Genomic DNA, 25,240 nt, shown 5'->3' on the forward strand with positions numbered 1-25,240 from the left:
TTAAATTAGAAAAAGCTGCCAAAGATTAGGCAGCTGAATCCAATCAAACTAATTCCACACCTCTTCAAGTGTATTTTTGAAAAGTGAATCTAATTTGGGTGTTACGTTTGGTAAATCAATAGTAAGTGTTTTTGCATATTCCCGTAGACGTTCGATTTCCTCGTTTAGAAAATGGCTTATTACTTGGATTTTAGGTTCTTTATCTAATTCTTCTCCTGCCAATTTCCTTTTTAGCAATGTGTTTATTTCATTCTTTAGGTGACCTTCTGGAATTATATCATTCAATAACATCGAAAATTCCAATGGTGGAAACTCGTTATATTTTTCAATCCATCCTGCGGCCAAAACTGGCCTAAGCACATAAAAATATTTTTTTATTTTCACTTCTTCACCTTGTAGATATTCCCTGAAATTATTGTGTGCCATATTTAGATAGTGATGTAAACAAGAGTTTGGAGCAAAAATGCTATTGGTTAGCTCTTGCATCTGCTCAATGGTTGAAAAAGCTGTGTAGTATACTATTCCTGAACGCAGCCATTCCATTAATGGAGGATTAGACTTTCTAAATAACCTTAAGGCTTTAGTCAATTCCCATCCTGTAATATCAAGTAAATTATTTATCGGTAATTCAATTACATCACGTTTTGATCCAATACCTATAGGATCAATCGTTAGATAATCTTCCTTTTTATGAACATAAATAAATCGGACATCATAATCACTATCTTTTGATGGGAACTGCCACGCCCTGCTACCTGATTCACAAGCATAAAGAATTTTAACATTATAGTCTTCCTCAATTTTTTTTAATGATTTTATAATGGTTTCTCTCAACTTTATTCCTCCGATTCAGTTTAGTAGGAAATTTTTATTTACCTGTCATCGTTTCAACATCCGGATTTATCTAGACTTAATAAAAAAATGACGTATGCCAAGTTTCATACGTCATTTCTTGTTGCTCTTTCTATGCTTGCAGTGGTGTTTTTTCTTTATGCTGTTCCAGTTGCTGCACTTGAAATAATTTAAAGTAATTCCCTTGTTTCGCCATTAATTCATCATGTTTGCCCACTTCGACGATCTGGCCGTGTTCGATTAAGACAATCCGATCAGCATGGGTTATGGTCGATAAACGGTGTGCTACAACAAATGTGGTCCTGTCCTTCGCCAGCTTATCAAGTGCTTCTTGGATCAGGTGTTCACTTTCTAAATCAAGAGCCGAAGTTGCCTCATCTAATAATAAAATCGGCGGGTTCCGTAGAAATACACGGGCGATGGCTACTCTTTGCTTTTGGCCGCCTGAAAGCTTTACACCTCTTTCTCCAACCTTCGTATCATACCCATTTGCTAGATTCACAATAAAATCATGTGCATTGGCCGCTTTTGCGGCCTGATAAACCTCTTCATCACTTGCACCGGGTTTTCCTAATAAGATATTGTTCTTAACAGATTCACTAAATAAGATATTGTCCTGAAAAACGACCCCTATTTTATCCCGTAAGGATTGGACCTGGAAGTGGCGGATATCCACACCATCTAAGAGAATTTTCCCTTCCGTGACATCATAGAAACGAGGTATCAGACTGACAAGTGTGGACTTACCTCCCCCGCTCATTCCAACTAGGGCTATTGTCTCGCCTTTTTTCACATCGAGATTGATATTTTTCAGAATCATTTCCTCTGATTCATTGTATGTAAATTGAACATGATCAAACGTAATGTCCCCTTTCACATCCTTGCACTCGACGGCATTAGGAGCATCGACAATATCATATTTTACATCGAGGAATTCAAATACTCTATCCATCGAGGCGAATGACTGCGTAAGGGTGGTGGAAGAATTCACAAGCCTTCTTAATGGACTGTACAATTTATCAATATAAGCAAAAAACGCAATCATTGTTCCTAACGATAAATCTCCTTGAATAACAAGGTACGCAGAGTATCCGATAACGAGCAAAGGTGCAATATCGGTAATCGTATTCACGGCTGCAAACGCCTTCGCATTCCAACTTGTGTGCTCTAAGGCTTTTTCTAAAAAGTTCTTATTTTGTTTATCAAACTGTGTTTGCTCAAACTCTTCGATTGCAAAGCTTTTTATGACGGGCATTCCTTGCACACGTTCATGGAGGTAGCTCTGAACCTCAGCAAGTGCTTGCGAACGAGACCTGGTGAGTTTGCGCAAATTTCCAAAAAAGTATTTTATCGAAATCGCATAGAGCGGAAATAACAAAATTGAAACGAACGTTAGACTGACATTCATATAAAACATAATAATAATTGCGATAACAATCGTGGCAATATCGAGCCAAAGATTCATTAAGCCGGTGATTACAAATGTTTTCGTCTGCTCAACATCATTAATAACCCGTGAAATGACCTCTCCAGAACGTGTATTGGCATAATATTTAAAGCTAAGTTTCTGTATATGTGTATACATACGATCACGGATATCATAAAGAATTTTACTTGATGTCCATTGCGCAAAATATTGGCGATAATACTCAATTGGCGGCCTTAAGACGACAAATACAACAATCATGATTCCCATGATCAGTATTAATTTTTCTATTTTCTCATCATTTTTTAAACCACTTGCCCCAATAATATCATCCACTACATACTTAATGAGCATAGGTATGATAAGCGGGATAGCGAATTTTAATACCCCGATTATAATTGTCCCAATAATTTGAAGGCGATATGGCTTAACAAATTCGAGATATCTGCGAACACTGCTCAAGATTGGCCCCCCTTTTTCGTGCTGTCACATTTAAGAACATGGAAAGATGATGAAGGCAACTACTCTTACCGTGTAGGTGCCTTCATCATCTTTCCAAAACATTCTTCCATTAACGTCTGTACGTTAAATAACGCTCATACCAGATATCAATAAAATCTGGTGCAAAAGGTCCTTTACGCTGGCGAATCCAGTGAATAAGTTTTTCAACGTTTCTTTTCAGAATTTGATCAATAACCTCGGGATACTTCATCTCGCGACGATGGCGCTCATATTCATCTTCATCTAACAAATTAAACGTCATATCAGGGAAGACCTTAATATCAAGGTCATAATCAATATATTTAACTGCTTCACCATCAAAAATAAATGGTGAGCTAAGATTACAATAGTAATAAATACCATCTTCACGAATCATCCCAATAATATTAAACCAATATTGTGAATGAAAATAACAAATTGCTGGTTCTCTTGTAATCCATGTTCTTCCATCCGATTCCGTTACAATTGTCCGATCATTCCCGCCAATCACCAAATTTTGAGATCCCTTTAAAACGGTCGTTTCTTCCCAGACGCGATGGATGTGCCCATTGTGTTTATAGCTATGTATTTGTATTGGTTCACCTTCGATGGGTACGCCCATGATTCTCCCCTTCTTCCTTCCTAAACGCTTTGTGACCCATCTTATGTGTGCAAGTAACGACAAATGGTAACAAAGCTCATTTACTATTTCTTATTATTATAACGGTTGGATAAGGAATTTAAAACAAAAGAGCCATTGATTTCAATGACTCTTTGAAAAAAATTACCTATTTTTCATTCAAATTTTGATTTTCCGCCTATATTGAGGGTTCTAAATCATTTTCACGATAAGATTGAATGACTTCTTCCGTTTGTTTCTCAAAAATTTCTTGAATCTCTTTTAGCTCTTTTTTCATTTGATTAATATCAAATTGGACACTCTCGAGCTCCGTTTCATTTTGCAAGGTCTGTAGTTGTTCTTCAATCTCTTGACAACGTTCAAGCTCTCCTTGAAGGTATAGTAATTTTTCCATTGTCATCATCTGCTCAGATACTAAACGGTTAAAATGATCCATTTACCACACCGCCTTATTTTTTCTTCCTACTATGTATTCTTTAATAAATAGATTTTTCCTTTGACTACTTATGTAGACTGAGAAGAAGTTTTGTCGTATTCTGTCTTCACATAGAAAGAAGGCACTCTATACGAATAAGAGTGCCTTCTTCTTACATTTCATTTTAGCTTTGACCAAATTGACCAGAATTTCCTTGGCCTTTATTAGCTTGAGATTGTTGGTTTTGTTTTCTTACTTCTGCAGCATCTGTTTGGCTAGCGAATTCTTGTCCGAATTGACCAGCAGAACCTTGACCGCCTTGAGATTGCTGATTTTGTCTTCTTACTTCTGCAGCATCTGTTTGGCTAGCGAATTCAGTTCCGAATTGACCAGCAGAACCTTGACCGCCTTGAGATTGAGCATTTTGTTGTCTAACCTCTTGGATGTTAGTTCCAGCAGAAGTTTTGTTTGGTTGTTGATTGAAGTTGTTTGCCATTTTAATCACCTCCACGAAATTAATATGTCCCGCTTCGTGAAGATTATCCTAAAATAATGTTAAAAAATATATTTTAAACGAGCAGCGAAATTCCACCGTCGACAATTATAGTTTGTCCCCTAATCATGCTTGATTCATCTGCTAAAAGGAACATGACACAATTTACGATATCCTCAATTTCCACCATTCGACCCGCTGGAGTTTTCTCTTTTGCTTCCTGAAGAAGTTCTTCACGGTTTGGAAAATGTGTTAACGCTTCTGTATCGACAGCACCGCCTGAGACTGCATTAACGACGATATTTTTAGCTGCTAACTCTACTGCTAGATACCTTGTCAAGGCTTCTAATGCCGCCTTAGATACACCTACTACTGTGTAATTTTCTAAATACCGAATAGAACCTAGAGAACTTATGCTGACAATCTTTCCGCCGCCATTTTTCTCCATTAATTTCGCTGCTTCCTGTGCGCAGAATAATAAGGCCTTACTGTTAATATTTAATGTCCAATCCCAGTGATTTTCTTCAAGTTCCATTATGGGACGTTGAACCCCAGAGGCGGCATTATTTACAAAAATGTCTAAACGCCCGAACTCTTCGTCGATTTGATTGAACATAGCCTTAATTTTACTTACATCTCCAACATTGGCTTTGACAACTAAAACCTTTCTTCCCAAAGCTTCAATTTCTTCCGCTACTTTAAGTGCAGAACTTTTACTTCTAGCATAGTTAATGACTATATCATATCCTGCCTGCGCCAGCCTTATTGCGGTGGCTTTCCCTATTCCTCTGCTGCTGCCTGTAATTAGTGCTACCTTTTGTGTCATTGTATGTATCCCCTTCAATTTTAAGTATAGTTATCATTTTAGCCTTTTCATGTATAGAAGACAATCGATTACAAAACCTAATGCTATTAACATAGGGAGGAAGAAGCAAATGTATGTAGGACGCGATATGACAGAATTATCTATGGTTGCTAAAACGGACTGGGAGGACAGCGAGTTGGCTTTTTTCCATCATTCTCTGCAGCAAATAGCACCATATTTAAATAGTGAAGGAGTTACCATTCACCGAGAAATCATCTTAGAAATTGAAAACCGCGGGGGATTAAAGCGCCAGGAAGCGGATTATACACATGGTACACAGGTTAGGTATGATTAATTGAAAAAGAACGCCGTTATTGGCTTTCACAGATTGTCGATAAAGGGTCATGTTTCTCGGCATTTTTCATTTTCTTTAAGTCTTTATTTACCGATTTTTCATTAAATATTGGATATGCTATTTGAGGACAAATCATATGCTCTGCCAGAAAGATTAGTCCTTAATCAGGGGTCTTGGGGACAAATCGTACGCTCTGCCAGAAGGATTAGTCCTTAATCAGGGGTCTTGGGGACAAATCATACGCTCTGCCAGAAAGATTAGTCCTTAATCAGGGGTCTTGGGGACAAATCGTACTCTCTGCCAGAAGGATTAGTCCTTAATCAGGGGTCTTGGGGACAAATCATACGCTCTGCCAGAAAGATTAGTCCTTAATCAGGGGTCTTGGGGACAAATCGTACGCTCTGCCAGAAGGATTAGTCCTTAATCAAGGGTCTTGGGGACAAATCATACGCTCTACCAGAAGGATTAGTCCTTAATAGGTCTTGTAGATAATCATACGAACCACCTATCTTAGATAAACACGGTGCATTGTTAAAGTTATAGAAAAATACTGGCTGTCGGGACTTTCTCGACAGCCTAAGAACGCCGATATGGCGTTCAATTTTTTGTGTAATCATTATAGAGTTTTAGTATTTTATGGTAAGAAACAGGAAAGGCGTAGTCTTCCATTTCAGCAGGCGAAACCCATTTCCAATCATTTCCTTCCGGTTTATTCGAGATGATACTTCCTGTATAGACGCGAATATTCCAAATCAAATGGGAAAAAATGTGTTCTATTTGACCAATTCCCTTTTCAAGCTTAATATTTATATCTAAAGTCTCTTGGAAACTTTCGGCAATTTGAGAACGCTCCACCACAAAATGCTGCTGAAGTTCAACATTTGGAAATTCCCATAAATTAGCCAGCAGTCCTGTTTCAGGACGTTTATGAATTAATATTTTTCCATGTTCGTCTTTCACAATAACCGCTGCCAGTTCTACTGCTCTTTGTGCGTTTTTCTTCGATTTTATCGGAAGTTCTGTTTCAACTCCCTCGTGAAAGGCATGGCAATGATCTCTTACAGGACAGAGTAAACAAGAAGGCGATGTTGGCGTACAAATCAGCGCTCCTAACTCCATGAGTGCCTGATTGAAGTTAGAAGGCTCTTCATGGGAAATTAAGCTTCTTACAGCGCTCTCAAATACCTTTCTCGTTGAAGGCTTGGCAATATCCTCCCAAATCGAAAGGATCCTTGAAAGAACCCTCATCACGTTACCATCCACCGCAGGTTCAGGTATCCCATAGGCAATACTTAAGATAGCTCCAGCCGTATAGGGGCCAACTCCCTTGAGGTTCGAAATTTCTTTTGGTGTATTAGGAACTTGACCATTGTATCTCTCACTTACTTCTTTTACTGCTGAATGTAAATTTCTAACCCGCGAATAATAACCTAGTCCCTCCCATGCCTTTAGAACTTTATCTTCATTTGCATTTGCAAGATCATTTATTGTTGGAAACCACTGGATAAATCGATTAAAATATGGGATAACAGTATCTACTCTGGTTTGCTGCAGCATGATTTCGGAAACCCAGACTTTGTAGGGATCCTGGTCTTTTCTCCACGGAAGCTCACGTTGTTCTTCCTTAAACCAGGTAATTAAATCATCTTGAAAATTTTTTATTACGATCTTTTCTATATTTTTCAACTCATTTTCCATTACTAAAATGCCTCCAGCCTGTTAAACAAAACAAAATAAGGGAATATAATAATAAGCATTTTTTAACGATAAGCGAAATTTTTGAATTTGACAAGAATTTAATAAAGGAGGATTTTTCCTTTTGGATACTGGAACTCATGTTGTAATGGGAATTGCTCTTGGCGGTCTTGCTACTCTCGATCCTGTGGTAGCCAGCAGCTCTGCAACAGCAACAAGTGTATTAATTGCTACTATTGCTGGGTCACAAATACCTGATATTGATACCGTTTTAAAGTTAAGAAATAATGCCATCTATATTCGTAATCATCGAGGTGTCACCCATTCTATCCCTGCTGTACTATTATGGCCATTAGTACTTTTAGCGGTGATTTATCCTTTTTTCCCTAATGCAAATCTTCTTCACCTATGGGGTTGGACTTTCGCGGCGGTTTTTATCCATGTGTTTGTTGATATTTTTAATGCTTATGGTACACAAGCTCTTAGACCTTTCACATCCAAATGGGTAGCGCTAGGCGTAATAAACACCTTTGACCCAATTATCTTTGGAATTCACGTTGTGGCAATTATTATTTGGGTCTTCGGGGCTGATCCTGGTTATACGTTTCTATCGATGTTTGTCGTATTATTTGGTTATTACCTTCTCCGGTTTTATGCACAAGGGAAAGTAAGGGCAGCGGTTAAAAAGGTTATTCCAGATGCAACAGATATTATCATTGCACCAACTATGAAGTTTCATCTTTGGAGAATCGCAGCAATGAACGAAGGTGAGTTCTTTGTTGGCAAAGCTGTTGGCACAACGATTGAGATATTGGATCGCTTTAAACGAATTCCTGTGCCAAAAACACCTGTACTCGAAGCAGCCAAGAAAGATAAAAATCTTTCTGCATTTCTTTCCTTTTCACCCGTATATCGGTGGGAATTAGATGAGTACAATGACCATTACGAAGTTCGATTTATTGATTTGCGTTACCGAAGTAACGGGCACTATCCGTTTGTTGCGGTCGTGCAGCTAGATCTTGAGTTAAACCCAATTAGTTCCTATACTGGCTGGGTGTTCAGTGAACAGAAACTGCGTAAAAAGCTTAGTATTATACCTAGTTAATGATAAAAGGCGAGTGACTAAGAGTCGCTCGCCTTTTAATTCAATTGATTCTTGTCTTGAATAAGAAAATCTTTATATTTTGGATTTTTGGCGACAAAGTCATGGAGTCTCCCGCCATAGTTTTCAATCCATTGTCTAACAATTCTTTCGGTCATTTCACTTCCTAGATAATCTCTTCCTGCCTTCGCAGCCGTTGTTTCAAAGTCATCCCACATCAACTCTACCCATGTCCGCGCTTGATTATAGGACAGCATTTCATTTTTTTCTAATAAAAGTTGGGCTAATCTTTCATGGTAATCGTTCATATACATTCACCTCATTGCCAATTTCTTATAACATAACCTAAAGCTAAAAATCGAATACTACTATCACGTGGTAAGCACTGATGTGATGACACTTTGCTTTTCACGGTTTCTCATTCCCTTTGATGGAGGTACCGACATGGTGAGAAATAAAGAGAGAAATTTCCCGAACCAAAATAACAACAAGCTTGAGGGAGAGCCACGAGCGAAAGCAGAATATGCTTCAAAACGGGCCGACGGAACTACCAACACCCATCCGCAGGAGCGTATGCGGGCATCTGGTGAGCGTGAAAACGATACACCTGAGTATTTTTAAATCAGAAAGAATTCAGCGAACAGGAACAAACCAGAGATTTCTCTGGTTTGTTTATTATTTTAACCATTTTAACATGGATATCGGTAATGCTTCCTCTTTACCATCACCCTTTAAACGGTAGCCCCATGCAAAAACACCATTCATATAGTCAATCTTAAAATATTCACCTGGGTCTCCCTCAAGTTCATAAATCTCTCCGGGTTTAAAGGCAGCAGGATCTAAAAGATAGGCTCTAGCCATTGCTGCTTTTCGCTCTAATACAGCATATTCACTGACCATTCCCATCTGCTCTGCTTTTCTTCCCTTCTCTAATAATTGGGCGATTTCTTGCTTTAATTCATGCTCTGTCATCGTACTATATCGTTTCTCTTGTTGCATACCTTCCACTCCCATTTTCGTTTTTCCTCTTATTTTAGTATAGTTATTTTTATAGAATTAATAAAGGATGAAGGAGAGATTTCAGTGAAATCCATCATTGTAACCGGAGCGGGATCTGGTTTGGGGAAGGAATTAGCCCTATTATTTTCACAGCAAGGGTATCATGTCTTGTTGACAGGAAGATCCGTTGATAAGCTTTCAGTTGCAAAAAACGAAATTGAAAAAATTGGTGGTAAAGCAGACTTTGTTGAACTCAATATACAGAAGGAAGATGACATTTTAAATAAAGTAGAAGAAATGCGCAATAATTACACAATCTTTGGTTTGGTTAACAACGCCGGGGTCGGTCATTTTGGGCCCTTTATTAACAGCACTGAGAGTGAGATAACTGAAATGCTTAACACCAATATTCTAGGTACGATTTTGATGACTAAAGCCGTCTTGCCTGTACTGCAAGAACAGGGTGAAGGCTTGCTGATGAATATCATTTCAACTGCCGGTCTTAGAGGGAAAGTGAATGAGGCTGTTTATGCGGCCAGTAAATTTGCAGTGAGGGGCTTTACAGAAAGCTTACAGAAAGAGTACGAAAATAGCTCTACTTTAAAAATTAAAGCTATTTATATGGGTGGAATGGATACACCATTTTGGTCAGGAAGCACACATGTATCAGACACTTCCCGCTTCCGTTCTCCTAATGAAGTTGCCCAGCTAATAATAAGCCAGATGGAACAGGATGAAATTATAATCGAAAGTAAAAAATCATGACGAACTACGTCATGATTTTTCTACTTCTTCTAAGTACTTTTCGATCAATTCCATTGGAAACCCTTTACGAAAAAGCGCTTGTTTCATTTTTTGACTGTATTCGAAACCAGTTAATGTGCTGTATTTCCGATGTGTTTTTTCACCTTGATACCTTATGGCTTCCATTTCCTCATCTTGTTCTTTATCCAAATCTGCTTCTGTTAGTGCCAGATGAATCACATCGAAGGAGTAGCCCTTCCTCAATAGGAATTGTTCTGCTTTTTGCTTAACGATTCGCTGCGATTCCTTTGAATTCTTTTTGATTACCTTTTCTGCTACCTTAATGGCTTTTTCAACTTGCTCTTCTCTAGGGTACTCTGTTATTACATGTTTGATTATTCCCTCATTGATGCCTCTCTCTTTTAACTCCATGGTGATTAAGTCAGGACCTTTATCTGTTGTATTCATTTGGGTTCTTACATAGGAAAGAGCATATTCCTCATCATTTATATATTTTTGGTTAGCCAATTTATGAATAACTTCATTAATAACAGGTTCTTCTATTTCCTTTTGTGTCAGATAGTCCCTTATCTCTTTTTCTGATCTCATTCTTCTTGCTAAATAATTAACTGCACGGTTATAGGCCTTCCTGATACCATCTTGATACTGTACCTCTAAGATGGAAAAGTCATCCAACTCCATCCCTTTTTTTAATTCAAATCGAATCAGTACAGCGCTATCGACACTAAAGGCATATTCTTCGCCTTTACCATGGTCCATAAAAATATTAAAGCGATCCTTATTTTTCTGCTGAGTGGTGATTTTAGTTATAATAGCCACATCGTTCACCTCATACTAACTTTACCATATTTTTTTTAGATTTGAGTATCATTCCATTCTTAAAAGGTAAAAATGGAGAATGTGCTAAATTTTTCCCAAAAGATTTTGGCTTTGTTAAGGTAAAGTTAAAATGAAAATCAACAACCACTTACAAAGCCTACGATTAACAAAAATGTTGAAAGGAATGATCACAATGGGTGGAAAAAAGAAAAAAGATTTAGGCAGAGGAAAATATACTTTAACCAGTACACAAGAGGTATTATATCAACGTGATTTTAAATTAGCAGACCGCGCAGCCGGCTTTAACGACAGTAAAACAAAACTTTAAATTTTTCCATTAATGGACCCCTTTCAAATTGTAAAAGCTAATATAGGGAACTTATTACGTTCCTTATTGCTAAATTTGAAAGGGGTTTTTTTAATGGGTCGTGCGCAGGGACATAAAACTCGTGATAAAAACAAAGGATCACTTCCACAGGTTCCTAAGAACATGAAGTCCGATGGAAACGATGTGGAGTATTCATCTGAATTTGCTGACCATGCAGATCTTGAGGCAATGGCACGAGCAAGTGCAGCTAACCAACGCGTAACAAACAAACGCAGAAAATAAACCTCTTAAACCGCAGGCAGCACTTATGGCTGCAAAATAAAAGAAGCAGGATATTCCTGCTTCTTTTTAAATATTAAAATGGGGGAAAATGCAAGCTTTCTGTGGATACTGTGTGTAACTTTGTGGAGTACTTATATTAATGGTTTTAATCTGTGGATAACCTTGTGGATAAGTATAAAAAATAAAGAGTCTGTTGGAACAGACTCCCGAAATATTTTATATTAAAGTGGCAACAAGGAGATGGTATCTTTTCTCCTCAATTGTTCAACCATACTAAGCCATTCCTTTGGCTTATTTGAAAGAATGGAGTAATAGGTGGTTAGAAAATCAGCAACTAGCGATGCAGGTAACGTTTTTACGTCATCGTTCATTGGCATAAAACAAAAGTCTAGTCCTTGAACGGCTTCACCATTATTTTCCCAAGATGGATGGACATAATCCAAGTCAATTCGTTTATACCCTAAATGGGAAAGAACCTCACGCCGTACATATGGGTCCATTACCTTTACATCGCCAAATTCGTGACCTACGCGATAGGGGTCATATATTTCGGCAAACATACCGAAAAGCTCTTTCCCATTATCAACTGCAAGCTGCTGCAAGTCTTTTAACCGGTTCTGCGCTAAAAATCGCCCAAGGCTAAGACCTGGTCTGCTAATAATGGTGAAATCCGTCATTGCTATATTCCAATCTGGATAATAGCGGTACTCTGTTGCCCCTACAACCTCATCACCATTTGTAGCAACAAATACACGAATACCTGGGTCTTCTAGTGGTTCCTTCCATAAGTCATATTCTAATACTTCCTCTGGTGGGAAAATGTCTTTCATTAAGTCGTGAAGTTTTTTAAAGTTTGGATCAGTAATACTCGTTATCCGTTTATATTCCATCAAATTGAACTCCCCCAATTTTTTTAATAAATGGATTTCTCCACTCCATCAATGCGGCATAATGACATGATTCTTCATCATCAAGGTAATTTTCTACAATGCCGATTGGCACTCTTCCACATCGTAGCAGAAAGGTAATAACAGGATCTTTTAAATCCCCTTTTAGGACTTTATTTAAATACTGCCCTGGTGTCAGGGTATCCGCCACTTTATGATAACCAGGCATTCTGCCGCCGCCCAGCAGCCTAACAAGTTTTTTCTGAATCACAACTTGGTACATGGCCTGCATCATCAGTTTACCAAGACCTAGTTTGCGATATTTTGGCCGTACACTGATATCGACAATATAGAGGGTATTACCACTTGGATCATGATTCTTAATATAACCATGGTCCGTAATTTCTTCCCATGTATGCTCCATATGGTTTGGACTAAAATTGACAACCAGACCTGTAAGGGAACCAGCTAACGTACCCTCTACCTCGATACACATAGCACCCTCTGGAAAACGCAAGACATGATTGGATAATTGCTCTTTATTCCACCATAACTCTGATGGAAACGGAGGTGGAAAGCATTCAGATTGGATTTGAATAAGCTCATCAAAATCTTCTTGAGTGTAATTGCGAATGACCACTGGAACTGGCTTTTCTTGGTCAAAAACGAAGAATTCACTATGATACAAAGCAATCCCACCCTTCGTCATTATTTTTCCCAATCCGGATATAAATCTGTTCTGCGGTCACGCCAGGTTGTTACGGAACCTCGTTCTCTCACTTCATATAATAACTCCAGATCAAGGTCGGCTGTAACAACCATATCGTTGTTCAATTCCCCCTCCACAAGAATACCTTTTGGCGGGAAAGGAATATCATTCGGTGTAATAATAACAGCCTGACCAAAGTTAGCACGCATGAAATCAACAGTTGGCAAGGCACCAACCGTTCCCGTTAAAACAACATATACCTGGTTTTCAACAGCACGTGCATGGCTTGTGTATCGGACACGATGAAAGCCGTGGCGGTCATCGGTACAAGATGGACAAAAAATTACGTCTGCCCCTTTTGCTTTTGCCATACGGACGATTTCAGGGAACTCAATGTCATAGCAAGTAAGCAACGCAATTTTCCCTTTTTCCGTTTCAAAAATTTGAAAGCTGTCACCTTTCTCCATGTTCCACTCGTTCACTTCTGTAGGGGTAATATGAAGCTTCGCCTGCTCACCAATCCTTCCATCAGGATAAAATAAATGCGCTGTATTATATAGCTTGCCGCCCTTTTCAATAACATGTGTACCGGCAATAATATGCATGTTCGTTTCTCTGGAAAAATTAGAGAACAATTCTCGGTATTGGTCGGTGAATCCTGGTAGATCATTAATTGTCAGACTCTGCCCCTGCCCATTTCCAATCGATAGTAACTGAGTGGTAAAGAACTCAGGAAAAAGAACAAACTCTGCTCCAAATTCCTCAGCCGTTTTTATATAATGTTCACACTGTGCGGCAAATTCTTCAAATGAGTGAATCGTATGTAAGTGATACTGTACAACAGACACGCGTAATTTCATCTTTTTTCCTCCTCTTTAAAAAATCTTATGAGGAAATTATCTAATATTTTTGACAGTAATACAAACAAAAACCACCTTTCGGTGGTTTTCGCTCATTGACTTAGTTTTCCTTGTGCAAGCTCGATTTGTTTAATAACTTGTTCCGGTGAGGTTCCTCCGAAACTATTTCGTACAGCAACTACATGCTCCGGTGATAAAACCTCGTAAATATCCTCTTCAAATAAAGAACTGAACTCTTGGTACTCTTCAAAGCTTAGATCTAGTAGGAACTTTTGCTGCTGAATCGCATATAAAACAATCTTCCCAATGACTTCATGGGCTTCTCTAAATGGCAGACCTTTTCTAACCAAATAGTCAGCAATATCTGTTGCGTTTGAGAAGTCGTTATTAATTGCTTTTCGCATCACATCTTTGTTTACAGTCATACTTTCAATCATTGGTGCTAACAACATCAGGGACCCTTCCAGTGTCTCCACTGTATCAAACATCCCCTCTTTGTCCTCCTGTAAATCCTTATTGTAAGCAAGTGGTAAACCCTTAAGGACAGTCAGTAAGCCAATCAAATTTCCAAAAGTACGACCTGTCTTTCCTCTTAACAGCTCAGGAACATCTGGATTCTTCTTTTGCGGCATAATGCTGGATCCTGTACAAAATGAATCATCAAGTTCAACAAATTGAAACTCTTGGCTTGACCAAATCACAAGCTCTTCCGATAATCTTGATATATGAGTCATGATGATAGCGCCAATTGAGAGGAATTCCAATATAAAATCTCGATCACTAACAGCATCCATACTATTTGGATAAATCGTTTCAAAGCCTAGCAGCTCTGCAACACGCTCACGTTTAATAGGGAAAGTAGTCCCTGCTAAAGCACCAGAACCAAGTGGCAGCCAATTAACACGCTTTAAGCTATCAATCAGTCTCTCTTTATCGCGTTCAAACATCCAGAAATAAGCCATAACATGATGAGCAAATGAGACTGGCTGAGCACGCTGAAGATGGGTATAACCAGGGATTAACGTGTTAACATTCTCTTTTGCCTGTACAAGCAGGGAAGCTTGAACATCCTCAAGTAATTTAATTAATTCCGTTGTCTTTGTTCGCAGGTAAAGGTGCATGTCGGTTGCCACTTGGTCATTTCGACTACGGCCAGTATGAAGCTTCCCGCCGACAGGACCTATTTTTTCAATCAATAATCTTTCAATATTCATATGAATATCTTCATCATCTACTAAAAACTCAACTTCGTTTTGATCCACCATCTTTTTGATTTCAAGCAGACCAGATTTAATTTTTTCCGCATCCTCAGCAGGAATAATACCACATTCACCTAGCATTTGAACATGCGCCATACTGCCGGCGATGTCCTCTTTAGCAAGCTTTTGATCAAAGGAAATGGAAGCTGTAAATTCTTCAACCAGTTTATTTGTTTCTTTTGTAAAACGTCCGCCCCATAATTTGGACATGGATTGCTCCTCCTTAAACACTAACAAGTTTGCCCTCGAAAAGGTTTCGAGGGCACCCGATTATTATTTCATTATCTTTTCTTTATTATTTACCTCAGAATATACCTTTGTTGGAAGACCCCAAATTTTGATAAAGCCAACAGCCGCATTGTGGTCGAACGCATCACCTTTAGAGTAAGTTGCCAATTCTTCATTATAAAGGCTGTTTGGTGACTTACGACCGACAACGGTATGGTTTCCTTTATGAAGTTTCACTCGAATAGTACCTGTAACGACCTTCTGTGTTTCTTCTATAAAGGCATCAAGAGCTGGCTTAATTGGTGAATACCAAAGTCCTTCGTAGATGATTTTCGCCATTTGCTGCTCAACTTGAGTTTTAAACTGAGTTACTTCACGTGTCAGTGTTAAAAATTCTAATTCTTTGTGAGCATTAATTAAAATTAACGCTGCAGGATTTTCATACACTTCTCTAGATTTAATTCCGACTAGACGATTTTCAATATGATCGATACGTCCGACACCATGCTTACCGCCAAGTTCGTTCAAGGTTTCAATTAATTTTACTAATGGCAGCTTTTCTCCATTTAGAGCAACTGGAACACCTTGCTCAAATTCAATTTCAAGATATTCAGCTTGATCTGGTGTTAATTCAATTGGAGCTGTCCAATCAAATGCAGCTTCAGGTGCTTCTGCCCAAGGATCTTCAAGGACTCCAGCTTCACAAGCACGTCCCCAGATGTTTGCGTCAATCGAGAAAGGATTATCTAAATTTACAGGAATTGGTATACCGTTTTTCTGAGCATATTCTATTTCTTCGTCACGAGTCATGCCCCACTCACGAACAGGTGCAACAACCTTCAGGTTTGGATTCAACGCTTGAATGGAGACTTCAAAGCGAACCTGGTCATTTCCTTTACCTGTACAGCCGTGAGCAACAGCTGCAGCTCCTTCTTTTTCAGCTACTTCCACTAATAATTTTGAAATTAACGGACGTGAAAGAGCAGAAGATAGTGGGTATTTTCCTTCATATAAACAATTAGCCTTTAAAGCAGGCAAAATATATTCTTTTGCTAGTAATTCTTTTGCATCGATCATATAAGCTTTAACAGCCCCTACATCCAATGCCTTTTGTTTAATTGCTTCTAGATCCTTACCCTCACCAACATCAAGACCTAGTGCAATGACATCATAGCCATATTTCTCTTGAATCCATTTCACTGAAACGGAAGTATCTAATCCACCTGAATAAGCTAAAACGATTTTTTCCTTTGCCATTTTGTAATCTCCTCGTATCTATATGAATTAATATTCAATCAATAGAATTATTATACATAACAATCCAAATAAAATCTACTATTCTAGTAAAAGTTTTAAAATTGCTTTTTGAGCATGAAGTCTATTCTCTGCTTCATCAAACACGACTGAATGCGGGCCATCAATAATTTCTGCTGTTACTTCTTCGCCTCTGTGTGCTGGTAAGCAATGCAAAAAGATATAATCTTGTTTAGCGTGCTGGCATAGTTCCGTATTTACTTGATAGTCACCTAAATCTTTTAGTCTCTTTTCCGTTTCTGCCTCTTGCCCCATACTGGTCCAAACATCGGTGACAACGATATCCGCATCTTTGATGGCATCAACCGGATTATGTGTAATCGTAATTTTGCTTCCCGTTACTTTACCTGTTTCAATCGCCTTTTCTGTGATCTTCCCATCTGGTAAATATCCAGGAGGGCTGGCAATGCTGATATGCATACCAACCTTTGCTGCTCCTTCCATTAATGAATGAGCCATATTGTTGTTTCCGTCACCTAAATAGCACATTTTTAATCCTGCTAATTTACCTTTGTGCTCTTGAATCGTTAGTAAATCGGCCATCACCTGAGTCGGATGATGCAAATCTGTTAAACCATTTATTACGGGAACAGTTGCATGCTCTGCCAATTCCTTAACGGAATCATGCGAAAACGTTCTAATCATCATACAATCGATATATCTTGATAAAACCTTTGCCGTATCTGAAATGCTTTCTCCTCTTCCCAGTTGGATATCCCTTGAACTTAAGAAAATCGCATGCCCGCCTAATTGAAGCATCCCTACCTCAAAGGAAACTCTAGTACGAGTAGAAGATTTTTCAAATATCATCCCTAGAACCTTTCCGCTCAAATAAGGATGTGGTTTTCCTTGTTTTTGTAGGCTCTTCAATTCCTTAGCTTCTTCTAGCATATAAAGAATTTCATCACTATGAAAATCGGACAAGGATAAGAAATCCTTGCCTTTTAATTGTGGCTGCTGTGACACACCCTTTGTGTTCCATTTAATCACATTTGACATGCTCCACACCGCTCTCTTTAATATTGTAATATTCCGTTACGGTTCGTACCTCAGATTGAGCGATCGATTGAGCCTGAAGGCTAACCATTGCTTGCACTGTATCTAGATGTGTAAATACCGGTACATTGTAGCGGGTCGCTTGTTCACGAATGTAAAAACCAAATTTAATTTTGTTTCTTCCTTGGTTCGGTATATTAATAACTGCTTGTATGGTATTGTTTTTGAAAAGTTCATTTACATCTTCGTTATCCTTAATAACCTGTTCAATTGTAAAGCCTTTTTCTTGAAGGAATTTTGCTGTCCCTTCGGTTGCAATCAGCTTATAACTTTCATTAACAAACTGTTGGAGAATTGGAAGGCTGGCTGGTTTTTCCCGATCCGCGATTGAACAGAACAGATAGTTCTCAGTTTCTCCGTTTGATGTTGGGAACGCCTTTTCGAGCGCTTCATGAAAGGTAGCTCCTAATCCTAGAACCTCACCAGTTGACTTCATTTCAGGTCCAAGGACGTGATCGACTCCCTTTAATTTGCTTCTTGAAAATACAGGTGACTTTACCGAAAAATAATTAGGTTCTGGTAATAAACCAGTTTCATTTGATAGAGAATCCAAGGTTACTCCCAATTGAGCCATTACTGCCCATTCAATCATTGGAATTCCTGTAACCTTACTCATGATTGGAACCGTCCTTGAAGAACGTGGATTGACTTCCAACACAAGTACTTGATTTTGATAGATAACAAATTGGATATTCATTATGCCGACAATCGGTGCAGATTTGGCAATTTTTTCAGCATAATCGATTAATGTTTCTTTCGTCTCTTTCGCTAATGAGATTGGCGGGAAAACACTTATACTATCTCCAGAATGAACGCCGGCCCTTTCAATATGTTCAAAGATTCCTGGGACAATAACATTCTTTCCATCGCTAATAACATCAACTTCACATTCTAATCCAGGAATATAGCGATCTACTAATAACGGCCACATTTTTTCCTGTGAGGAGTTTTCCTCTAGTTGCTGGATATAGTAGTTTAATTCTTCTTCTGAAAAAATCGTAAACATGGATTGTCCGCCAATGACATAGGATGGGCGAACCAATACTGGATAACCAAGTCCTGCTGCTGCTGCCAGTAATTCATCTTTATGTGAAACGGTCTCACCCACAATATGTGGAATGTTTAGACCTTCAAGTAACTGATAAAATTCTTTTCGATCCTCGAAACGATCAACATTTTCTACCGTTGTGCCTAAAATTGTTACTCCTTCTTCTTCAAGGTCATGAGCTAAATTTATCGCTGTTTGCCCTCCGAATTGAATCAACACACCTTCAACTTTCTCTTTTTCAATAACAGTAAGAACATCTTCTGCTGTTAATGGTTCAAAATAAAGGCGGTCCGCTACTGAGTAATCCGTACTAACGGTTTCAGGGTTATTATTGATTACAACTGCTTCATAGCCCATCTTCTTAATCGCTTTTGCAGCATGGACAGAGCAATAATCAAATTCAATTCCTTGACCAATCCTAATTGGACCGGAACCAAGAACAAGAATTTTCTTACTGTTTGTTTCCTCTACCTCATCCGCTCCCAGCCATGTCGAGTAGTAATAAGGGGTAACCGCATCAAATTCTGCAGAACAGGTATCAACCATCTTGTATCCAGGTTTCCAATTGAGTTCTTTCCATTTACTTCTTATCTGCTTTTCATCTATGCCGTAAATTTGTGAAAGTAATTTATCAGAAATATTATGACGCTTCGCTGTTTTTAACAATGAGAGTGGTACATCACTCCATGCATAGGAAGCTAATTCCACTTCTAAGTCAACAACACTGTTAATTTTGTTTAAAAACCATGAATCGATCTCCGTTACCTGCTTAATTTCCTCTAGGGAAATTCCTCTTCTGAATGCTTCAGCAATCATAAATAATCTTTGGTCATTTGGTATTTCAAGTTTTTCAAATAAAACCTCATTGGCTATATTTTTATTTGCTTCCAGACAAAGTCCAAAAATATTTAATTCCATTGATCGGATTGCTTTATTTAGTGCACCTTCAAACGTTCGGTCAATTGCCATTACTTCTCCTGTTGCCTTCATTTGTGTTCCTAAAGTACGGTCTGCTTCTGGAAACTTATCAAATGGAAAACGTGGAAGTTTCACAACAATATAATCAATCGCTGGTTCAAAAGACGCAAAGGTATTACCTGTTATAGGGTTCACAATCTCATCTAAATGATAACCTACCGCACATTTAGCCGCTGTCCTAGCAATCGGATATCCAGTCGCCTTTGACGCTAATGCTGAAGAACGGCTTACCCTTGGGTTTACCTCGATAATGCAGTACTGATTTGATACAGGGTTAAGAGCAAACTGGATGTTACAGCCGCCAATAATCTCTAATTCTCGTATTACTTTTAAAGAAGAGTCCCGCAGCATTTGGTATTGAACATCTGTCAATGTTTGTGATGGAGCAACAACAATGGAGTCACCTGTATGAACACCAACAGGATCCATATTTTCCATATTACAAACAATGATACATGTGTCATTTGCATCCCTTATGACTTCATATTCAATTTCCTTCCAGCCTTTAATACTTCTTTCAACGAGAACTTGCTGAATCGGACTTGCTGCTAATCCCTTTTTCAGAACATTTTCAAGTTCTTCCGCATTATGGGCAAAGCCGCCGCCGTGTCCGCCTAGTGTATAGGCCGGTCGGATAATAACAGGGAAGCCTATTTCGTCTACGAACGATACGCCCTCTTCGTACGTATGAATAATTGCAGATTCTGGAATGGGTTCGTCAATCTTTATCATTAAACTGCGGAACCGATCTCGGTCCTCGCCATTTTTTATCGATTCTACAGAGGTTCCTAACAACGCTACATTGTATTTTTGAAGAATACCTTTTTCATAGAGTTCTACTGTTAGATTTAAACCTGTTTGACCGCCTAAAGTTCCAATAACTCCATCAGGCTTTTCTTTTTGGATAATTTTTTCAATTGTTTCAACATCTAATGGTTCGATATATACTTTATCAGCAACAGTTTCGTCCGTCATAATCGTTGCTGGGTTATTATTGATTAATACTACCTCTATTCCCTCTTCTTTAAGAGCGATACAGGCTTGTGTTCCTGCATAATCAAATTCTGCTGCCTGCCCGATTACAATCGGACCTGATCCAATTACTAATACTTTTTTTAGGTTTTTATTTAATGGCATAACGTTTATCTCCCACGGAATTTATCTGATAAACAAAATCTTCTAGAATATACTGGGTGTCACTTGGTCCTGGGTGTGCTTCCGGGTGAAATTGAACGGTTTGAATCGGAAAGCGTCGGTGTTTTAACCCTTCAATGGATTTGTCGTTTACGTTACGATAAGTGATTTGGAATACCTGGGCGTCAATGCTCTCGTCAACGACAACATATCCATGATTTTGAGCAGTAATTTTGACCTTGCCAGTAGCTAATTCCTTGACGGGATGATTGCCGCCACGATGTCCGTAGGCAAGTTTTTCTGTTTTTGCTCCATATGCTAGGGCAATTAACTGATGACCTAGGCAAATACCTAGAGTTGGATAGTGCTGGGTAATCTTTTTGATTTCTGGAAACCACTGTTTCAGTGCCATCGGATCTCCAGGTCCGTTACTTAATAACACACCGTCCGGCTTTAAGGCTTTGATTTTTTCAAAGGAAGTATTAAAAGGGACGATAGTAACACAACAATTTTGATCGAGCAGCGCATTCAGTATCGATTTTTTATACCCAAAATCGATAAGGACAACGTGTGGTCCTTCATTTTTAAAATATTGGATTTTTTTTGTCGAAACGGTTTCTACCCAAAATGGTATGGTTTTGCTTCCATCAAACGTTTCTTGTTTAGACTTACTTAAATATCCTTTTACCGTTCCGCGGCTGCGAATCGTTTTGACTAGTAATCTTGTATCTACGCCTGCAATGCCAGGAACGCCTGCCTGCATTAGTTTTTCAGAGAACTTATTAATCGATTGATAATGGCTTGGTGTTTCACATAAATCACCAATAACCACCCCTGCTAGAGAAGGAGAAATACATTCATCGTCCATCGCATTGATTCCATAGTTCCCAATAATCGGATAGCAGAAAGTAATCAACTGCCCTGCATAGGAAGGATCTGTAATGATCTCCTGATAACCAGTCATACTTGTATTAAAAACAACTTCTCCTATAGAGTCCTTGTTTGCGCCAATTAGTATTCCTTCAAAAACTTCTCCTGTTTCCAAAGTAAGATATCCCTGTTCCAAAACACTCACTCGCCTTCCTCTATACTTTGGAATGTTTTTTCCAATAGATAAGTAAATTCGTTGATTTCCTCTTTAGATGCTGTCAACGGCGGCAGCAATCGAACAACAGTTGGTCCCGCTGTTAAAATTAACAGTTGATTTTCAATTGCTTTTTGAACAATTAGTGGAGCCTTATCTCCTACCACGATCCCTTTTAGGAGACCTTTTCCTCTAATTTCTTCTATAAAAGTGTACTTTTCTTTAAATTTAGTTAACAGTTCATCAAAGTACACTGAAATTTCATTAACATGTTCCAATAGATTACTTTCAATGATATGCGATAGAGTTGCGACTCCAGCAGCGGTTGCTAATGGATTGCCCCCAAAGGTACTGCCATGGGTACCTGGTTCGAATGCTTTTGCCGCCTTTTCCTTTGCAATAATGGCCCCAATGGGAAATCCTGAACCAAGACCTTTTGCAACACTGATAACATCCGGTTCTATACCGTATTGTTCATAGGCAAACAGTGTGCCGGTCCTTCCGATTCCTGTTTGAATCTCGTCAACCATTAAAAGGATGTCTTTCTCTTCGCAAATCTCTGCGATTTTCTTCACCCATTCAGGATTGGCTGGAATAACTCCACCTTCACCTTGGACGAGTTCCAGTAAAATCGCTGCCGGCTGAAGTGTTTTTAATTGATCAAGTGCTTCTATATCATTAAACGGCAGATAACTAAATCCTTTGACTAATGGAGCAAATCCCTGTTGGATTTTTTCCTGCCCTGTCGCAGATAATGTTGCCAACGTTCTGCCGTGAAAGGATTGCTGAAAGGTAATGACTCCAAAGGAATCCGTTCCCTTTACTTTCTGTGCGTATCTTCTTGCCATTTTAATGGCAGCCTCATTTGCTTCCGCTCCACTGTTGCAAAAGAAAACCTTATCCCCACAACTATTTGCTGTAAGTAGTGCCGCCAGCTCCTGCTGATTTGGAATATGATATAGGTTTGAACAGTGCCACAGATTTTGCAGCTGCTCTTCAAGCTTTTCTTTAACCACATCAGGTACATGACCTAAGTTACAGGTGGCAATGCCTGAAGTAAAATCCAAATATTTTTTCCCTTGATCATCCCATACATAGCTTCCTTTCCCCTTAACCAATGTAATGGGAAAGCGGCTATAGGTAGCCATTACCGGCGAAATCGGGGAAACAGAAGTGTTAATGGTCATTAGGCAATCTCCTCTTCTAAAACAATTTTAGTACCTATATTTTTGCCGTTCACGTATTCTACCAAGCTATTTTTTTCAAATCCATCAATAATACCAACCATTGGTATTTTATGAACTAAGCCATCGATAGCAGCCTTTACCTTGGGAATCATCCCGCCATAAATGGTTTTATTTTCGATAAGTTCTTCTACTTTTGCTTTAGTAACCTTATCTAATTTGGATTTTTCTCCATTTTCTTCGACTAGAATTCCAGGTATGTCACTGATAAAACAAAGATTTGCTCCTAAAGCCTTGGCAACTGCACTTGCGGCAACATCTCCGTTAATATTGTATCGCTGTCCATCTGCACCAATCCCGATTGGAGAAACCACTGGTATATGTCCTTGATTTACGATGCTTTCGATGACTTCGGTATTTACTTCTACGACTTCTCCAACAAAACCTAAACTTTCATCTAGAGTTGGTTTTGCTTTTAACAAACAACCATCCACACCACTGACACCAAATGAACTGCCGCCTGACTCGATGATGTTCCGGACTACTTGTTTATTTACCGTTCCGCTTAATACCATTTCAACTATATTCAATACCTCGTCATTGGTTACTCTTAAACCATTTACAAAGGTAGTTTCGACATTTAAGCTCTTCAATAACTTATTAATAAGCGGTCCGCCGCCATGGACAATAATTGGTGTCCATTCTCCCTTTTGATGAAGCGATATGACATCTTTATAAAAGGACTTTGGCAGATTTTCTAACACACTTCCGCCACACTTAATGACAATATAATTCATCTTTGTCTCCCCCTTAAGTGCGGTAAGATGCATTGATTTTCACATAATCATAAGTTAAATCGCAGCCCCAGGCCGTAGCACTTTCTTTACCTTGATTTAGTTCAACCAGAATTTTTACCGTTTCCAGTTCTAAGTACTCTTTTACTTCTTCTTCCACAATCGGACTAGGTAAGCCATTTTCGAATACTTTGTATGGTCCTATCGCTACCTTTATTGCATTAGGTTCAACCGGTATTCCCGAATAACCAATGGCTGTAACGATTCTTCCCCAGTTGGGATCCGTGCCATAGATAGCCGTTTTTACAAGATTAGAAGAAATAATTGCTTTTCCAACCGCTCTTGCAGCATCCTGACTGTAGGCTCCGTTTACTTCAACTTCAACGAGTTTGGTAGCACCTTCGCCATCCCTGGCAATTTTCTTAGCAAGCTCTTCACTCACAAGTTTTAATCCTGCTTTGAATAAATCCCAATCTGGATGGTCTTTCGTAAGTTGGTTATTCTCTGCTAACCCGTTTGCTAAGACTAAAACCATATCGTTCGTACTTGTATCTCCATCAACCGTAATCATATTAAAGGTCTGATTCGTTATCTCTTTAAGAGCAGCAAGCAAATCCTCTTGGGCAATATTGGCATCTGTTGTGACAAAACCAAGCATTGTTGCCATGTTCGGGTGAATCATCCCAGAACCCTTTGCGGCGCCGCCGATGCTGACTGTCTTTCCGTCGATTTTTATTTGAACAGCAATTTGCTTAATGCAAGTGTCTGTTGTTAAGATTGCATTCTTGAAATTTTCTTCCGTTCCATACTTTGTCTGAAGAACTTGACTTATTCCTGTTTTCACCTTATCCATCGGCAACAGTTCACCAATAACTCCAGTAGATGTAACAGCTACAAGATGTTCCTTGATGCCTAGCTCGTTGGCAAATCCTTTTTGCATTTCAAAAGCGTCCAATAAACCCTGTTCTCCGGTACAGGCATTTGCGTTACCTGAGTTGACGATTATCGCTTGGATCTTTTTTTCTTTCGCGATACTCTCTTGAGTAACTAAAAGGGGGGCCGCTTGGAAAATGTTCGTTGTATATACACCAGCAACCGTTGCTGGAACTTCCGAAACTATATACCCAAGATCAAGACGCTTTCTTTTAATCCCGCAATGCATGCCACCTGCTTTAAATCCCTTTGGCAAGGTAACACTTTCTTCTTCTAAAATAACAATCTCTTTATTTGAAATGGCTGGCATCAATTT

Annotated in this window: 27 protein-coding genes; 6 read left to right on the forward strand and 21 right to left on the reverse strand. The window is 38.8% G+C overall.

All coding sequences use genetic code 11. The features are described 5' to 3' along the window. Window positions 1–48: 48 nt before the first annotated feature. The 6 genes from QUG14_RS12790 to fabL all read right to left on the reverse strand — a co-directional run bounded on the left by QUG14_RS12790 (window position 49) and on the right by fabL (window position 5,132). Window positions 49–834, reverse strand: a complete 786-nt coding sequence (locus QUG14_RS12790; RefSeq protein WP_289340913.1) for a nucleotidyltransferase domain-containing protein — start codon at window positions 832–834, stop codon at window positions 49–51. A gap of 130 nt (window positions 835–964) precedes the next feature. Further along, a complete protein-coding gene (locus QUG14_RS12795; protein ID WP_289340915.1) occupies window positions 965–2,740 on the reverse strand; it encodes an ABC transporter ATP-binding protein in 1,776 nt (591 codons plus the stop codon). Window positions 2,741–2,849: 109 nt separating this feature from the next. Continuing rightward, complete coding sequence (gene ntdP / locus QUG14_RS12800) at window positions 2,850–3,380, reverse strand: nucleoside tri-diphosphate phosphatase (protein ID WP_179602571.1); 531 nt, start codon at window positions 3,378–3,380, stop codon at window positions 2,850–2,852. 196 nt (window positions 3,381–3,576) lie between these two features. Further along, a complete protein-coding gene (locus QUG14_RS12805) occupies window positions 3,577–3,834 on the reverse strand; it encodes a YgaB family protein (RefSeq protein ID WP_289340916.1) in 258 nt (85 codons plus the stop codon). A 163-nt stretch (window positions 3,835–3,997) separates the two neighbouring features. Beyond that, a complete protein-coding gene (locus QUG14_RS12810; protein WP_289340917.1) occupies window positions 3,998–4,309 on the reverse strand; it encodes a gamma-type small acid-soluble spore protein in 312 nt (103 codons plus the stop codon). 73 nt (window positions 4,310–4,382) lie between these two features. Continuing rightward, window positions 4,383–5,132, reverse strand: coding sequence for an enoyl-[acyl-carrier-protein] reductase FabL (gene fabL, locus QUG14_RS12815; RefSeq protein WP_289340919.1), 750 nt, complete (start codon window positions 5,130–5,132; stop codon window positions 4,383–4,385). A 109-nt stretch (window positions 5,133–5,241) separates the two neighbouring features. Between fabL and QUG14_RS12820 the strand changes: the two genes are divergently transcribed. Continuing rightward, window positions 5,242–5,466 carry a hypothetical protein gene (locus QUG14_RS12820; RefSeq protein WP_289340920.1) on the forward strand — a complete coding sequence of 75 codons (225 nt, stop codon included), beginning with the start codon at window positions 5,242–5,244 and terminating at the stop codon, window positions 5,464–5,466. A gap of 597 nt (window positions 5,467–6,063) precedes the next feature. On the opposite strand, the gene mutY is transcribed toward QUG14_RS12820, so the two are convergent. Further along, complete coding sequence (gene mutY, locus QUG14_RS12825) at window positions 6,064–7,164, reverse strand: A/G-specific adenine glycosylase (protein WP_289340921.1); 1,101 nt, start codon at window positions 7,162–7,164, stop codon at window positions 6,064–6,066. Window positions 7,165–7,285: 121 nt separating this feature from the next. On the opposite strand from mutY, the gene QUG14_RS12830 reads away from it, so the two are divergent. Next, window positions 7,286–8,266, forward strand: coding sequence for a metal-dependent hydrolase (locus QUG14_RS12830; RefSeq protein ID WP_289340922.1), 981 nt, complete (start codon window positions 7,286–7,288; stop codon window positions 8,264–8,266). Window positions 8,267–8,301: 35 nt separating this feature from the next. Here the strand turns inward: QUG14_RS12830 and QUG14_RS12835 are convergent, their stop codons facing one another. Continuing rightward, window positions 8,302–8,571 (reverse strand): YfhJ family protein, encoded by a 270-nt coding sequence (locus tag QUG14_RS12835; RefSeq protein ID WP_289340923.1) that lies wholly within the window; start codon window positions 8,569–8,571, stop codon window positions 8,302–8,304. 139 nt (window positions 8,572–8,710) lie between these two features. On the opposite strand from QUG14_RS12835, the gene QUG14_RS12840 reads away from it, so the two are divergent. Continuing rightward, the gene (locus QUG14_RS12840) at window positions 8,711–8,884 is read left to right on the forward strand and encodes a small, acid-soluble spore protein K (protein WP_289344131.1); all 174 of its coding nucleotides are present in this window, start codon (window positions 8,711–8,713) and stop codon (window positions 8,882–8,884) included. A gap of 54 nt (window positions 8,885–8,938) precedes the next feature. Here QUG14_RS12840 and QUG14_RS12845 read toward each other — a convergent pair whose 3' ends face one another. Then, window positions 8,939–9,262: a YfhH family protein gene (locus tag QUG14_RS12845; protein WP_289340924.1), complete on the reverse strand. Its 324-nt coding sequence runs from the start codon at window positions 9,260–9,262 to the stop codon at window positions 8,939–8,941. 84 nt (window positions 9,263–9,346) lie between these two features. Between QUG14_RS12845 and QUG14_RS12850 the strand changes: the two genes are divergently transcribed. Continuing rightward, window positions 9,347–10,027: an SDR family NAD(P)-dependent oxidoreductase gene (locus tag QUG14_RS12850; protein WP_289340925.1), complete on the forward strand. Its 681-nt coding sequence runs from the start codon at window positions 9,347–9,349 to the stop codon at window positions 10,025–10,027. A 9-nt stretch (window positions 10,028–10,036) separates the two neighbouring features. Here the strand turns inward: QUG14_RS12850 and recX are convergent, their stop codons facing one another. Continuing rightward, window positions 10,037–10,846, reverse strand: coding sequence for a recombination regulator RecX (recX, locus tag QUG14_RS12855; protein ID WP_289340926.1), 810 nt, complete (start codon window positions 10,844–10,846; stop codon window positions 10,037–10,039). A gap of 193 nt (window positions 10,847–11,039) precedes the next feature. Here recX and QUG14_RS12860 point away from each other — a divergent pair, with 193 nt between their 5' ends. Next, window positions 11,040–11,174: a YfhE family protein gene (locus tag QUG14_RS12860; RefSeq protein WP_289344132.1), complete on the forward strand. Its 135-nt coding sequence runs from the start codon at window positions 11,040–11,042 to the stop codon at window positions 11,172–11,174. Window positions 11,175–11,267: 93 nt separating this feature from the next. Next, window positions 11,268–11,456 (forward strand): YfhD family protein, encoded by a 189-nt coding sequence (locus QUG14_RS12865; RefSeq protein ID WP_289340927.1) that lies wholly within the window; start codon window positions 11,268–11,270, stop codon window positions 11,454–11,456. A gap of 221 nt (window positions 11,457–11,677) precedes the next feature. Here the strand turns inward: QUG14_RS12865 and QUG14_RS12870 are convergent, their stop codons facing one another. From QUG14_RS12870 to argJ, 11 genes are all read right to left on the reverse strand, one after another. Continuing rightward, complete coding sequence (locus QUG14_RS12870) at window positions 11,678–12,346, reverse strand: GNAT family N-acetyltransferase (RefSeq protein WP_289340928.1); 669 nt, start codon at window positions 12,344–12,346, stop codon at window positions 11,678–11,680. Then, a complete protein-coding gene (locus QUG14_RS12875; protein WP_289340929.1) occupies window positions 12,336–13,031 on the reverse strand; it encodes a GNAT family N-acetyltransferase in 696 nt (231 codons plus the stop codon). Before QUG14_RS12875 ends, QUG14_RS12870 begins: the two co-directional genes overlap by 11 nt. Before the next feature lie 20 nt (window positions 13,032–13,051). Beyond that, the gene (locus QUG14_RS12880) at window positions 13,052–13,912 is read right to left on the reverse strand and encodes a carbon-nitrogen hydrolase family protein (RefSeq protein WP_289340930.1); all 861 of its coding nucleotides are present in this window, start codon (window positions 13,910–13,912) and stop codon (window positions 13,052–13,054) included. 92 nt (window positions 13,913–14,004) lie between these two features. Next, window positions 14,005–15,381 carry an argininosuccinate lyase gene (gene argH / locus QUG14_RS12885; RefSeq protein ID WP_289340931.1) on the reverse strand — a complete coding sequence of 459 codons (1,377 nt, stop codon included), beginning with the start codon at window positions 15,379–15,381 and terminating at the stop codon, window positions 14,005–14,007. 63 nt (window positions 15,382–15,444) lie between these two features. Further along, a complete protein-coding gene (locus QUG14_RS12890) occupies window positions 15,445–16,656 on the reverse strand; it encodes an argininosuccinate synthase (protein ID WP_289340932.1) in 1,212 nt (403 codons plus the stop codon). 78 nt (window positions 16,657–16,734) lie between these two features. After that, window positions 16,735–17,712, reverse strand: a complete 978-nt coding sequence (gene argF, locus QUG14_RS12895) for an ornithine carbamoyltransferase (protein WP_483310723.1) — start codon at window positions 17,710–17,712, stop codon at window positions 16,735–16,737. Continuing rightward, window positions 17,696–20,932, reverse strand: coding sequence for a carbamoyl-phosphate synthase (glutamine-hydrolyzing) large subunit (carB, locus tag QUG14_RS12900; protein ID WP_289340933.1), 3,237 nt, complete (start codon window positions 20,930–20,932; stop codon window positions 17,696–17,698). The genes argF and carB overlap by 17 nt, the downstream gene beginning before the upstream one ends. Next, entirely contained in the window at window positions 20,919–21,995 is a 1,077-nt protein-coding gene (locus tag QUG14_RS12905; protein ID WP_289344135.1) for a carbamoyl phosphate synthase small subunit, read from the reverse strand. The genes carB and QUG14_RS12905 overlap by 14 nt, the downstream gene beginning before the upstream one ends. A gap of 5 nt (window positions 21,996–22,000) precedes the next feature. Further along, window positions 22,001–23,200: an acetylornithine transaminase gene (locus QUG14_RS12910; RefSeq protein ID WP_289340934.1), complete on the reverse strand. Its 1,200-nt coding sequence runs from the start codon at window positions 23,198–23,200 to the stop codon at window positions 22,001–22,003. Then, the gene (gene argB, locus QUG14_RS12915) at window positions 23,200–23,994 is read right to left on the reverse strand and encodes an acetylglutamate kinase (RefSeq protein WP_289340935.1); all 795 of its coding nucleotides are present in this window, start codon (window positions 23,992–23,994) and stop codon (window positions 23,200–23,202) included. Before argB ends, QUG14_RS12910 begins: the two co-directional genes overlap by 1 nt. A gap of 13 nt (window positions 23,995–24,007) precedes the next feature. Next, the gene (gene argJ, locus QUG14_RS12920; RefSeq protein ID WP_289340936.1) at window positions 24,008–25,234 is read right to left on the reverse strand and encodes a bifunctional ornithine acetyltransferase/N-acetylglutamate synthase; all 1,227 of its coding nucleotides are present in this window, start codon (window positions 25,232–25,234) and stop codon (window positions 24,008–24,010) included. Window positions 25,235–25,240: the final 6 nt, after the last annotated feature.

The sequence above is a fragment of the Neobacillus sp. CF12 genome (assembly GCF_030348765.1).
Taxonomy (GTDB): Bacteria; Bacillota; Bacilli; order Bacillales; family Cytobacillaceae; genus Neobacillus.